This window comes from Opitutaceae bacterium TAV5 (assembly GCA_000242935.3).
Lineage (GTDB): Bacteria > Verrucomicrobiota > Verrucomicrobiia > Opitutales > Opitutaceae > Geminisphaera.
Genome location: CP007053.1, coordinates 3,523,378 through 3,536,045, shown reverse-complemented (window position 1 = coordinate 3,536,045; position 12,668 = coordinate 3,523,378). Strand labels below are relative to the sequence as shown.

At 67.4% G+C, this 12,668-nt stretch carries 7 protein-coding genes; 5 read left to right on the top strand and 2 right to left on the bottom strand.

Annotated elements, in window-relative coordinates:
- The first annotated feature begins 13 nt into the window (after positions 1-13).
- From OPIT5_15140 to OPIT5_15125, 4 genes are all read left to right on the top strand, one after another.
- Positions 14-1,108, top strand: coding sequence for a LacI family transcriptional regulator (locus tag OPIT5_15140; GenBank protein AHF91348.1), 1,095 nt, complete (start codon positions 14-16; stop codon positions 1,106-1,108).
- A 575-nt stretch (positions 1,109-1,683) separates the two neighbouring features.
- Positions 1,684-3,156 carry a von Willebrand factor A gene (locus OPIT5_15135; protein AHF91347.1) on the top strand — a complete coding sequence of 491 codons (1,473 nt, stop codon included), beginning with the start codon at positions 1,684-1,686 and terminating at the stop codon, positions 3,154-3,156.
- A 225-nt stretch (positions 3,157-3,381) separates the two neighbouring features.
- Positions 3,382-5,469, top strand: coding sequence for a histidine kinase (locus OPIT5_15130; GenBank protein ID AHF91346.1), 2,088 nt, complete (start codon positions 3,382-3,384; stop codon positions 5,467-5,469).
- Between the two features lie 72 nt (positions 5,470-5,541).
- Positions 5,542-6,261: a transcriptional regulator gene (locus tag OPIT5_15125; protein ID AHF91345.1), complete on the top strand. Its 720-nt coding sequence runs from the start codon at positions 5,542-5,544 to the stop codon at positions 6,259-6,261.
- A gap of 147 nt (positions 6,262-6,408) precedes the next feature.
- Here the strand turns inward: OPIT5_15125 and OPIT5_15120 are convergent, their stop codons facing one another.
- Both OPIT5_15120 and OPIT5_15115 read right to left on the bottom strand, forming a co-directional pair.
- Positions 6,409-7,959, bottom strand: a complete 1,551-nt coding sequence (locus tag OPIT5_15120; protein ID AHF91344.1) for a major facilitator transporter — start codon at positions 7,957-7,959, stop codon at positions 6,409-6,411.
- A gap of 90 nt (positions 7,960-8,049) precedes the next feature.
- Positions 8,050-9,027 (bottom strand): secretion protein HlyD, encoded by a 978-nt coding sequence (locus OPIT5_15115; protein ID AHF91343.1) that lies wholly within the window; start codon positions 9,025-9,027, stop codon positions 8,050-8,052.
- Between the two features lie 386 nt (positions 9,028-9,413).
- On the opposite strand from OPIT5_15115, the gene OPIT5_15110 reads away from it, so the two are divergent.
- Positions 9,414-12,506: an ATP-dependent nuclease subunit B gene (locus OPIT5_15110; protein ID AHF91342.1), complete on the top strand. Its 3,093-nt coding sequence runs from the start codon at positions 9,414-9,416 to the stop codon at positions 12,504-12,506.
- Positions 12,507-12,668: the final 162 nt, after the last annotated feature.

Here is a 12,668-nt window from a genome sequence, read left to right as displayed (position 1 = left end):
TCACGCTTCGCCCATGAGCACCTCCAAGCCTCCCACGCTTCAAACCATCGCTAACCGGGCGAAAGTCTCCAGGATGACTGTCAGCCGCGCCCTTCGCAACCATCCGAGCCTGCCGCGCAAGACCTGCGAGCGTATCCAGAAAATAGCGACCAGGATCGGCTACCGGACCAATCCGCTCGTCTCTGCGCTCATGGCGCAGCTCCGCAACGGACGCCCGCCGAAGTCGCACCCCACCCTCGCCTACCTCACCACCAACACCGATCTCACCGAACTCGAACCCGGCCGCACCCATGCCGCCGACATCTATCACGGCGCCATCGAGCGCGCCGCCATGCTCGGCTACAAAATCGAGCACTTCTCCCTCGTCGCACCCGACGCCACCGGCGCGCGCATCTCCGGCGAGCGCATGCGCTCCATCCTCCGCGCCCGCGGCATCCCGGGGGCGATCCTCGCTCCGCTCGCCGACCCGTTTCCGCACACCGACATCGACTTCGACTGGGAGCATTTCGCGTGCGCGGCGATCGGATACACGCTGCGCAACCACAACCTCCACCGCGCCGACAACGACCACTTCTCCGCCGCCGCCCTCGCCGCCGACCGCCTCCGCGAACTCGGGTATCGCCGCATCGGCCTCGCCATCCGTCACGAGGACAACCAGCGCACCCAGCGCAAACGTGTCGGCGGCTACCTCGCCGCCCAGGCCGGCTGGCCCGCCGCGCACCGCATCCCTCCCTTTCTCTGGCACTACCGCCTGCCCGACACCGGCATGCCCGAAGGCTTCGACACCTGGTTCACCCGCCACCGGCCCGATGCGATTCTCGTTCTCCAGCACATCGTCGGCTGGTGGCTCGCCGATCTCGGCCACCGCGTTCCCGAGGAGGTCGCCCTCGCCAGCCTCAACCTCCAGCGCGACCAGGCCACCTTCAGCGGCATCAATCTCAACAACGCCCTCCTCGGAGCCGCCGCCGTCGAACTCGTCGTCGAGCAAATCCACCACAACGAACACGGCATCCCCGCCCGCGCCAAAACCGTCATGATCACCGGCGACTGGGTCGACGGGGCGACCACCCGCCACCACCCTGTGCCCGCCCACACCTCGGGCCATTGAAATCCTCCATCTGAAGCGTGCCCCTGGACATTGAACAAAAGGCAACGAAGAGAACACAGCATCACCAAGGTTTCAGCTTCCGATTTCCGATGCACAACGTTCCCTCCACCGGTTAATCAATTTAGAGCATTTTTTTAAAATTGTAGCAGTACAGGATCCTGAAAACAGAACCACGGATTGCACGGATTTTCACGGATAAGAAGGAAGCGGCAAGGCATGGTTTGAATCCGTGATAATCCGCGAAATCCGTGGTTAAAAAACGGCTACAGCTTTATCTGAACCGCTCTAAATGTGATTTTGTTGTGTTTTTATGGCAGGCTGTCGCTTCGCTCGGTACGCGACCATTCGCGTTCATTCGCGGTTGGTTTGCCGGATTGGGAAACGGGATTTTAGATCCCCCCGGAGCACGACAATTTTACCCTGACCGATTTCTTCTTTGTTCATATCTTCGTTCCCTTCGTTTTCTTCTGTTCAAAAAACATTGGCAGAACCTCCCTGAAATATCCCCGTCCTGACAATTCCCTGACATCTCCCTGACCAACGCCTGACACAACCGCTCCCCTCCCTGTGGTGTAATGGCCGGCGTGAAAACCAACACCCGCCACCACACCCGCACCGCCCGGCGCAACCTCGCCGTTCTCGCCGTCTCGCTCCTCGCCACCGGCCTCGCCGCCGTTTCCTTCGCCAAAACCGCCGCCACTCCGCCCGCCGCCGCCACTCCGGCTCCGGTCAAGCTCACCGTCGAGCTCGACCGTCCCGTCCTCCCCGCCGACCGCGCCGAAACCGTCGTGGTCAAGGTTGGCCTCACCGGTGACCGCTCTCCCGCCCGCGCCGACCGCCCGCCCGTCAACCTCGCCCTCGTCATCGACAAGTCCGGCTCCATGTCCGGCGAAAAAATCCGCCAGGCCCGCGCCGCCGCCCTCGAAGCCATCAACCACCTCTCGCCCGACGACATCGTCTCCCTCGTCGTCTTCGACAGTGAAGTCCGCACCCTCCGCCCCGCTGCGCGCCTCGGCGACGGACGCCAGTTGCGCGATGCCATCAACGAAATCGCCGCCGGTGGCATGACCGCCCTTTACGGTGGCGTGACCCAGGCCGCCGCCGAGCTCCGCAAATCCGCCGAACCCGTCAGCTCCGGCTCCGGCGCCCGCGAACACTCTGCCGGTCGCATCCTCTCGCACCGCATGCTCCTCCTCTCCGACGGCGCTGCCAATGTCGGCCCGAGTTCGCCCGACGATCTCGGCCGCGCCGGCGCCGCCCTCCGCCGCGAAGGCATTTCCGTCACCACCATCGGCCTCGGACTCGGCTTCAACGAGGACCTCATGACCCGCCTCGCCCGCCGCTCCGACGGCAACACCTACTTCGTCGAACACAGTGCCGATCTCCCCCGCATCTTCTCGGAAGAACTCGGCGATGTTCTCAGCGTGGTCGCCCGTTCGGTGGTCGTCGAAGTCACCTTCCCCGAAGGCGTCCGCCCCCGCCATATCGTCGGACGCGACGGCTCCATCGACGGTCAGCGCGCCCGCATCGACCTCGGCCAGGTTTACGGAGGTCAGGAAAAATTCGTCCTCGTCGAAGCCGAAGTCTCGCCCGCCGCCTCCTCCGGTCGCAACCGTCCCGTCGCCAATGCCGCCATCCGTTATGAAGACGCCACGACCGGTCGCCCGCAAAACGCCGCCGCCACGGCCAGCGTCACCTTCACGACCGATGAGAAAACCGTCATCGCCTCGGCCAACCATCGCGTGCAGGCCGACTACGCCGAAAACAAGCTCGCCGAGACCAGAGACCGCGCCATCGCGCTCGTCGACGCCGGACGCCGCGACGATGCCGCCCGCCTCCTCAACGCGCAAAGCGATGAATTCCGCGTCCTCGGCGGCACTTACAACAACACCGCCGTCTCCACTCTCGCTCCGGCCCCCGCCGCCGCCGCGGAACAGATCGCCACCGGCAACTTCGACAACGCCACCCGCAAGACCTGGCGCGCCTCTTCCCTGCAAACCGTCAACCAGCAACGCGTGAAAAACGACGCCACGCCCGACGCACCATAACCCACCCGAAGAGGGAAGCGGCACGTCTGTTGTGGCGCGGGCGTCCCGCCCGCAAGCCAGAGGCCAGAGACCAGAGGCCAGAGACCAGAGGGCAGAGGCCAGAATCCGGAGGGCCAGCAGTTGTCGTAGCCGAAGTCTGTTCTCTGGCCTCTGGTCTCTGGCCTCTGCCCTCCCCCCTTTCCCGCTCTCGCCATCCCCCGCGCCATCACCATCATCACCTCCCGCATGACCACCGCCCGCCGCCGCACCCTCTGCTACTGGCTTCTCCTGCTCGTCCCCGCGCTCTGCGTGGCGGCAGGCGCCCTCTGGCTGGTGACGCGCGAGCAGGCCCGCATCAACGAACGCGCCCGCGCCACCCTCGACGCCCGCCGCGCCGCCATCGCCAGCCGCACCGCCCTCATCGCGGAAAACCTCGCGCTCCTTTTCACCGATGCCCGGACCGGCCTCGCCTCGCTCCTCGCCGAGGCCCCCGCCGATCCCGACGCCGGATATCTGGACCGCTGGCAACAGGGCGCTCCCCTGCTCCGCCTGGTTTTCCGGGCTTCGCCCGACGGCCGTATTCTCCACCCCGCCCCGGCCTCATCCGCCCGGCAAACCGCCACCACCGCGCTGCAAGCCTGGCTCGCGTCGTCTTCGCCTTCGGCCCCCCGGGCCACCGCCTCCAGAGGTTTCGTTGCTCCTCCGGAACCGGCCGCCGCCACTCCCGTCCCGGGCGCAGACATGTTCTCCCTGGACCTCCCGAAAGAGAAAACCACCCTTCCGGTCCGGGAGGCCGACCAGCGCCTCAGCAAACAGGTTTACGCCAATGTCGCCCAGGTACAGCGCGCCCGCAGCGCCCTGCTCACCGAAGCGAACAGCAATCTCGCTTCCGACGCCATGGTCGCCGCCGCCGCGCCGACTCCACCCGCAGCGTCCGCCGGGATGGATGCCGGATCTGCCTCCCTCCGCTTCGACGAAACCCCTTCTCTCGCCGCCTCGGCCTCCCTCTCTCCGGCCGATGCCGACACCACCGCCGATGCCAGCGCCCGGGCCGAACCGGCACCGTCTGCGCCCGCCGCCGTTGCATACGCCCCCGAAAAACCGGCCGGCCGCCACAACCGCCAGGCCGCCGAACTCCGCAGCGCACCCCCTCCCGCGCCCGCGTCCGCCGCTGCTGCCGCTCCCGCCGCCCTTCCCGCGTATCCTGTCACGTGGACTTCCCACAACGCCTCCGACGGCCTTCACCTCTACGCCTGGCGCCAGCTCCCCGCGGGCGACTGGCTCGGCCTCGAAGTCGATCTCGTCCAGCTTGCCGCCCGCCTCGGCGACGCCCTTCCCGCCGAGCTTTCCGCCGACGAGGCTTACCAGCTCCGCGCGACCGACGCCGCCCCGGCCCGCCACTACGCCGGCGCCACTTCGGCCACACAACCCGTCGCCACCGCCTCGATCGCCCCCGATCTTCTTCCCGGCTGGAGCGTGGCCGGCCTCGTCGCCCTGCCCGCCAACGGCAGCCTTTCTCCCGGCTCCGGCTTTCTCACCCTCGGCGGCCTCCTCGTCGCCATTCTCCTCGCGGCCATCCTCTCCGGCGGCGCTCTCCTTGCCCGCGAGGCCCGCCTCCGCGATGCCGAAGCCACGCAAAAAACCTCCTTCGTCGCCAACGTTTCCCACGAACTCAAAACCCCGCTCACCACCATCCGCCTCTACGCCGAACTTCTCGAACAGGGCCGTGTCCGCGACGACGCCCGCCGCACCGATTACCTCCGCACCATCGGACGCGAGACGCAGCGCCTCGCCCGCCTCGTCAACAACGTCCTCGATTTCAGCCGCCTCGAACAGGGGCGCAAAAACTACCAGCTCGCCCCGCTCGATCTCACCGAAGCCGTCGCCGCGCTCCTCGACGCGCACGCACCCCGGCTCGCCGACGCCGGTCTCGCCCTGCATCGCGTCCTCCCGTCCGCGCCGCTCACCGTCACCACCGACCGCGACGCCCTCGAACAGATCCTGCTCAACCTCCTCGACAACGCCTGCAAGTACGCCGCCGGCGGCCACGAGCTCACGGTCGATCTCACCGCCGTCACGGATGGCGTCGAACTCCGCGTCCATGACCGCGGCCCCGGCATCCCGCCCGCGCACCGCGCCCGCGTTTTCGAAAAATTCCACCGCGTGGACGACACCCTCACCGCCGCGCAGGCCGGCGCCGGACTCGGCCTCAGCATCGCGCAACAGCTCGCCCGCGGCCTCGGCGGCGACCTCCGCCACGAAGACCGCCCCGGCGGCGGCTCCACCTTCATCCTCCGCCTGCCTGCAATCCCCCCTCCGCAAACCGGAAACTGACGCGTCCACCCCCCACCCATTTCCAACTACAAACTACCAACTACAAACTCCGCCGGCGCAGCCGGCTCTCCCATGATCGCCCGCATCCTCATCGCCGAAGACGACCCCAACATCCGCCAGGGTCTCGCCGCCACGCTCGAAAGCGAAGGCTACGACGTCACCGCCGCCAGCGACGGCGCGCAGGCGCTCGCCCTGTATCCTCAACAAAAATACGATCTCGTCATCCTCGATGTGATGATGCCCCGCGCCAGCGGTTACGATGTCTGCCGGGAGCTTCGCGCGCACGACGCCCGCATCCCGGTGCTCTTTCTCACCGCCAAGGGCGAAGAGATCGACAAGGTCTCCGCACTCAAGCTCGGCGCCGACGACTATGTGACCAAACCCTTCGGCGTCCACGAACTCCTCGCCCGTGTCGAAGCCCTCCTCCGCCGCGCCCGGCTCGCCGCCGATGCTCCCGGCAACGGCCGCACCCCCGCCGCCGGACTCCCGCCCGTCTTCACGCTCGGTGAAGCCCGCATCGACCGCAACCGGCTCACCGCCACGCTTCCCGACCGCGAACCGGTCGCTCTCACCGCCCGCGAACTCAAGCTCGCCGAGGTCTTCGCCGCGCATCCCGGCGCCGTCCTCGCGCGCGACACCCTGCTCAACGCCGTGTGGGGCGTCTCGTATTTCGGCACCACCCGCACCCTCGACCAGCACGTCGCGCAGCTCCGCAAAAAAATCGAACAAAAACCCGACACCCCGCGCACTCTCGTCACCGTCCACGGCATCGGCTACCGCCACGATCCATAATCCCCCCGCGAGCGCCCGGCCTGCTATACCAACGTCTCCAAACTTCCGGATTTTACACAAAGATCCCAAAGGATTGGTTCCCTGAACTTGGCGCTCTTCGCGATCTTTGTGTAAGATCAAAAATATCAGAGACGCTGGTATTGGTCCTCAGTGATCCCCGCCCACGATCCTGCCGCCGGCGCTCCTTTTCATGAGCAGCACCACCGGCACGCAGAGCACGAAAAAGACCGCGAGCACCCGGAACGTATCCGCATAACTGATCACCGCCGACTCGCGCACAATGATTTGCTCGATGATCAGATATGCCTGCCGCGATGCCGCCTCGATCGAAGCGCCTTTTGCCTGGAAAAACGCGGTCAACGCCGCCAGCCGCTCCTGCACCAGGCGGTCTCCCGCGCCCACATGCGCGAGCAGGCCCGTGCGATTGGAGAAATTCCGGTGCGCCACATAGGTGTTGATCAGCGCAATGCCGAACGAGCCGCCGAGCTGGCGCATCATGTTGTTGAGCGCCACGCCCTGCGCGAGATCGCGTCCTTGCAGCCCGGATACGGCCATAGTCGTCAGCGGCACGCTCAGGCTCGCGATGCCCACGCCGCGCAACACCAGCGGCCAGAAAAAATCCTGCGGACCCATCTGGCTCGTCAGCACCGCGAGGTTCCAGCAAAACAGCCCCAGCATCGCGAAGCCCGCCATCGCCAGCACGTGCGGCGGGAAGCCGTGCTGCATCAGCCGGCCGGAGATGGGCGACATCACCATCGCCGCCAGCGCGCCCGGCATCATCAGCAGGCCGGTCTCGTAAGCTGTCATGCCGATGATCTGTTGCGAAAAAACCGGCACCGCATACGTGGAGCCGAAGAGCCCGAAGCCGACCACGAAGGTCAGCAGCGCCGCCACCGTCAGCGACCGGTTTTTCAGCACGCGCAGGTTGACCGCCGGGTTTTTGGCATGGAGCTCCCACATCACAAATGCCGCCAGCGCCGCCACCGCCACGCAGGTGAAGGCCGTGATGTAGCCCGTCCCGAACCAGTCCTTCGTTTCCCCGCGCTCGAGCACGAACTGCAACGAGCCGATGCCCGCCGCGAGCAATCCGATGCCCGCCCAGTCGATGGTCACGCGCCGCTTCATCGCATCGGGCGGGTCCTTGATGAACGCCCATGTGAGCAATGCCGCAACGACGCCGACAGGCATGTTCACATAAAAAATCCACGGCCACGAGTAGTTGTCCACGATCCATCCGCCGAGCGTCGGCCCGATGGTCGGCCCGAAAATCACGCCCACCGTGAAGATCGCCGCCGCCATGCCGCGCTCCTTTTCCTCAAAGGTCTCGAACAGGATCGATTGCGAGGTCGAAAGCAGCGCCCCGCCGCCGATCCCCTGCAGGAAACGGAAGGCGACCAGTTCCCAGATATTGGTGGCGTTGCCGCACAGGATCGACGTGACCGTGAACAGGATGATGGAGCCGAGGTAATAGTTTCGCCGGCCGAAAATCGCGGCGAGAAATCCGGTGATCGGGATGATGATGACGTTGGCGATGGCGTAGGCCGTGACGACCCACGACACATCCTCGAGCGTGGCGCCGAGGTTGCCGCTCATCTGCGTCAGAGCCACGTTCACGATCGAGGTGTCGATCAGCTCGATCACGGTCGCCGTGACAACCGTGATGACAATGATCCAGCGGCGGAATCCGTGTTCAGCCATGGGAGTGCGCGGCCGCGGATGCAGCGGGTGTTTCCCGGGCTTCGCCGGCGAAGCCCGCCTGGGAGGTTGTCGTGGCCATCGTGATTCGGGTCAGCGCCGGGGGTCCTGTTTGACGAGCACGCTCACGTCGGCGCTGAGGCCCGGACGGAGCGGATGCGCGGTATTGTCCGCATCGTCGATGACGACCTTGACGGGCACGCGCTGGGTCACTTTCACGAAATTGCCCGTGGCGTTGTCCGGCGGCAGCAGCGCGAATTTCGCGCCGGTCGCGCCTGAAAGCGAATCGACGTGCCCGTGGAACTCCACGCCCGGATACGCATCGACTTCGAACGTCACCGTTTGCCCGGGCCGCATCTTGCCGGTCTGTGTTTCCTTGAAGTTGGCCGTCACCCACACGTCTTCGTCACCCGTGATCGTGAGCAGCGGCGTGCCTGCCTGGACGAACTGGCCCGGCTCCACCGAGCGCCGCGAGACACGCCCGGCGATGGGCGCCACGATGTCGGTGTACGACCGTTGCAGCCGGGCGGCGGCGAGGTCGGCCTCGCGCACCGGGATCGCCGCCTCCGCCAGGGTCACCCGCGCCCGCGCCGCGTCGAGTTGGCGGAGCAGCGCGGTGTGTTTGGCCGAGGCGTTCTCCGCATCGGCCTTCGACTTGCGGAAATCGCGGTCGGAAATCACACCCGTCTTGAACATCTCGGAATCGCGTACGAAGTCGTCCTTCAGGTTGGCGAGGGTCACGGCATCGGCGTCGATGTTGGCCTCCACCACCGCCACCAGCGTGCGTTCCGAGGCGAGCTGGGCCCGGGCCTGGGCGAGCGCGGCTTCGGCGGCGGCCATCCTGACGTCGTGATCGCGCGTATCGAGCCGCAGCAGCGCCTGACCGGCCGTCACCCGTTCGTTGTCCGCCACCAGCAACGCCACCACCTCGCCGCTCACGCGCGCCAGCACCGGGCTCAGGTGCCCGTCGAGTTGCGCGTCGTCGGTCGATTCATGCCGGAGAGCGAAGAGCAGATGCGGCCCCCCGATCGCCGCCGCAACGAGGGCGAGCGCCAGAATCACCAGCGGCATCGTCCAGCGGCGACGACCGCGCGACGATGCCACGCGGGCCACCGGATGAGCCGGCGGGCGGTGTTCCGGATGTCCCTTGTGCGCCGGTGCCCCGTTTTCGTGTGCAGGCTCCGCGGGCGGGTGGCCGGATTTCGCCCGGACGGAAGATGCGGTCGTGGTTGTCGTCGAGTGTGATCCCGATGCCGTATCGGCAGCAGTTGTGCTCATGGAATCGGCCAATTTACACCAGACAATCCCCCTCGTGCCAGGGGGAATTTAGTTAGCCTCACGTTGCAAATCGTTGAGCAAACGGGCAACTCGCGCCAGCGCCGCAACTCCTGCAACGTCACCTGTTCCGAAAATTTCCTGTTCCCCCGGCGCGCGCTTCGCGTTCCACTCACTCAGCCATGCCCGCCGTTCCGCGCCTTCACAGTCTGTCCTGGAAAAAGCCCCTCGCACCCGCCGCGGCGGCCTGGCTCGTCGGCGACCGGGAGGATCGCGGACCCCTCGATCTCTCCGACACCCTCGTCATCGTGCCGACCGCGCAGTCCGGCCGCCGCCTTCGCGAAGCCCTCGCCGTCCTGGCCGCCGCCCGCGGCCAGGCCGTCTTCCCGCCCCACGTCGTCTCGCCCGAACGCTTCATCACCGAACTCCTCCCGCCCTCGCCTCCGGCGGAGAGTTCAGGGTTCAGGGTTCAGGGTTCAGGGTTCCCGATCACAGAACCTGTCACGAAACCCGAAACCCCAAACTCCAAACCCGAAACCCCAAACCCGAAACCGGGCGGCGAAGCCGCCCCCGCCACCCCCGTCGAGTCGCTTCTCGCCTGGATCGAAGTGCTCGACGCCATCGACCTCGACGATTTCCGCGCCGTTTTCCCCGTCGACCCGCCCGCGCGCAATTTCGCCTGGTCCTCGCGCCTCGCCCGCGAATTCCAGCGTCTCCAGGCCACGCTGGCCGAGAACGCCCTCCGCATGGGCGACGTCACCGCCCGCGCCGGCGACGACTTTCCCGAAACCGTCCGCTGGCAACAGCTCGGCCGGCTCGAAGCCGTGTACGACGCCGCCCTCGCCCGCCGCGGCCTCCGCGACGGACAGCTCGCCAAGATCACCGCGGCCACCTCCGGCATGCCGCCTTCCACGATCACCCGTATCGCCGTCATCGCCACGCCCGATCCGCTCCCGCTCGCCCTTCGCTCGCTCGACCGGCTCGCGGCCTCCGCTGCGTCCGCAGTCACCTTGCACATCCTCGTGCACGGCCCGGAGTCCGCCGCCGGGCTCTCCGCGCTCTTTGACCATTACGGACGCCCCCGGCCCGACGCCTGGACCCGCCGCCCGCTCGACCTTCCCGATTTCAAACAGCACGTACGCCTCTGCGAGGACCCCGCCGCCCAGGCCGCGGCCATCGTGTCATATGCCGGCCAATACGAATCGGCCGACGGTGTCCTCGCCATCGGCATCGCCGATGGCGAGATCACTCCGCTCGTCGAATCCGGGCTCGCCCGCGCCGGCATCCCTTCCCACAACCCCGAAGGCCGCCCCCACCGCGCCGGCGCGCTTCACGCCCTGCTCACCGCGCTCGCCGACCTCGCCCGCGAACGCGACCCCGCGTTCCCGTCCGTCGCCGCGCTCGCCCGCTGCCCCGATATCCTTCACTGGCTTCGCTCGCGCCATCGCGCCGACTGGTCCGCCGCCCGCTTTCTCGCCGCGCTCGACAATCTCCACGCCGCCCACCTGCCCCCCACGCTCTCCGTCGCCCGCGAACACGCTGCCGCTGCCGGCAATATTTCCCTCGCCGCCGACCTCGACGCCATCGCCGCCCTCGCCCGCCAGCTCCTCGCGCCTCCCTTTCCTTCCGGACTCGACGCCACCCTCGCCGACCTGTTTTCGGCACGCGAATTCGACCTCGCCCGCCCCGACGATGCCCGCACCGTCGAAGCCGCCGGCGCCTGGCGCGATGCCCTCGCCGCCACCACCGCCGCCCTCCGCCGCTTCCCCCGCATCGCTCCTGCCGACGCCTTCGACCTCGCCCTCCGCGCCTTCGGCGATGCTACCCTTCCCGAAGAAAAATCCCCCCGCGCCATCGACCTCCAGGGCTGGCTCGAACTCCCGTGGGACGACACCCCGCATCTCGTCATCGCCGGTCTCAACGACGGCCGCGTCCCGGAAGCCGTCAACGGCGACGCGTTCCTCCCCGAATCCCTCCGCGAACGCCTCGGCCTCAAGACCAACGCCGCCCGCTTCGCCCGCGACGCGTACCTCCTGCAAACCCTCGTCTACTCCAGAGGACAGAGGCCAGAGGACAGAGGCCAGAGGACAGAAGTCAGAGAACAGACTTCGGCTACGACAACTGCTGGCTCTCCGGATTCTGGCCTCCGGCCTCTGGCCTCTGGCCTCTCCTCCACTGGCCGCCTCGACCTGCTCGTCGGCAAGACCTCCGCCGCCGGCGACCCGCTCCGCCCCTCGCGTCTTCTTCTCCAGTGCGCCGACGCCGACCTCCCCGGTCGCGTCCTCTATCTCTTCGGCACGCCTCCCTCCGGCCGCGCCAGCCTCGCCTGGCGCCGAGCCTGGAAACTCGCTCCGCGCACCGACGCTCCCATCGAAAAACTCTCCGTCACCGCGTTCCGCGACTACTTGCGCTGCCCCTTCCGCTTCTACCTCAAACACGCCCTCCGCATGCGTGCCGTCGACCCGGACAAAGCCGAACTCGACGCCCTCGATTTCGGCAATCTCTGCCACGCCGCGCTCGAAGCCATGGGCCGCCCCGAATCCGGCCTGCGCGACTGCGCCGACCCGGCCCTCCTCCGCGATTTCCTGCTCGACCGGCTCGAAGCCTGCGCCCGCGCCACGTGGGGCGAACAGCTCCCGCTCCCCCTCGTTGTCCAACTCGAATCCGCCCGCCAGCGCCTTTCGCGCGCCGCCGGGGAGCAGGCCCGCCTTCGCGCCGAAGGCTGGCTCATCGAACGCACCGAATACCCCGTCGATCTCGTCATCGGCGGCCTCCCCGTCCGCGGAAAAATCGACCGCATCGATCGCAACGAAACCACCGGCGCCATCCGCGTGCTCGACTACAAAACCTCCGACTCGGCCGTGAATCCGGTCGACGCCCATCTCCGCAAACCCCGCCGTAACGATTCACCGGATACGCTCCCGCCCTGGACGCTCTTCTCCGGCACCGGCACCGCTGGCTCTCTCCTCTGGACCGACCTGCAACTCCCTCTCTACCTCCGCGCCGTCGCTCCCGAGTATGGCGACGCCGTCGCCTGCGGTTATTTCAACCTCCCCAAAGCCATCGGTGAAACCCGCGTCAGCGAATGGCTCGACTACACGCCCGCCACCCAACGCGCCGCCGACACCTGCGCCGAAGGCATTGTCGCCGCCATCGCCGCCCGCCGTTTCTGGCCCCCCGCCGAACTCACCGCCGCCGAAGCCGCGTACGACGACTACGCCGCCCTCTTCCACAACGGCGCCGCCGACAGCATCGAATGGCCCTGCGAACAATGAACCCGTCCCCCCTGCAACCTCCCGGCCACCGGATGATCCTCGCCTCGGCGGGCTCGGGCAAGACGTACGCGCTCACCAACCGCTTCGTGCAACTCCTCGCGCTCGGCGCCGCCCCCGAACGCATCGTCGCCCTCACCTTCACCCGCAAGGCCGCCGGCGAAT

Bases quoted from the DNA above. Each gene is read 5' to 3' on its own strand.
- OPIT5_15140 (AHF91348.1), top strand. From the start codon at position 14: ATGAGCACCTCCAAGCCTCCCACGCTTCAAACCATCGCTAACCGGGCG.
- OPIT5_15135 (AHF91347.1), top strand. From the start codon at position 1,684: ATGGCCGGCGTGAAAACCAACACCCGCCACCACACCCGCACCGCCCGG.
- OPIT5_15130 (AHF91346.1), top strand. From the start codon at position 3,382: ATGACCACCGCCCGCCGCCGCACCCTCTGCTACTGGCTTCTCCTGCTC.
- OPIT5_15125 (AHF91345.1), top strand. From the start codon at position 5,542: ATGATCGCCCGCATCCTCATCGCCGAAGACGACCCCAACATCCGCCAG.
- OPIT5_15120 (AHF91344.1), bottom strand. From the start codon at position 7,959: ATGGCTGAACACGGATTCCGCCGCTGGATCATTGTCATCACGGTTGTC.
- OPIT5_15115 (AHF91343.1), bottom strand. From the start codon at position 9,027: ATGCCGCTGGTGATTCTGGCGCTCGCCCTCGTTGCGGCGGCGATCGGG.
- OPIT5_15110 (AHF91342.1), top strand. From the start codon at position 9,414: ATGCCCGCCGTTCCGCGCCTTCACAGTCTGTCCTGGAAAAAGCCCCTC.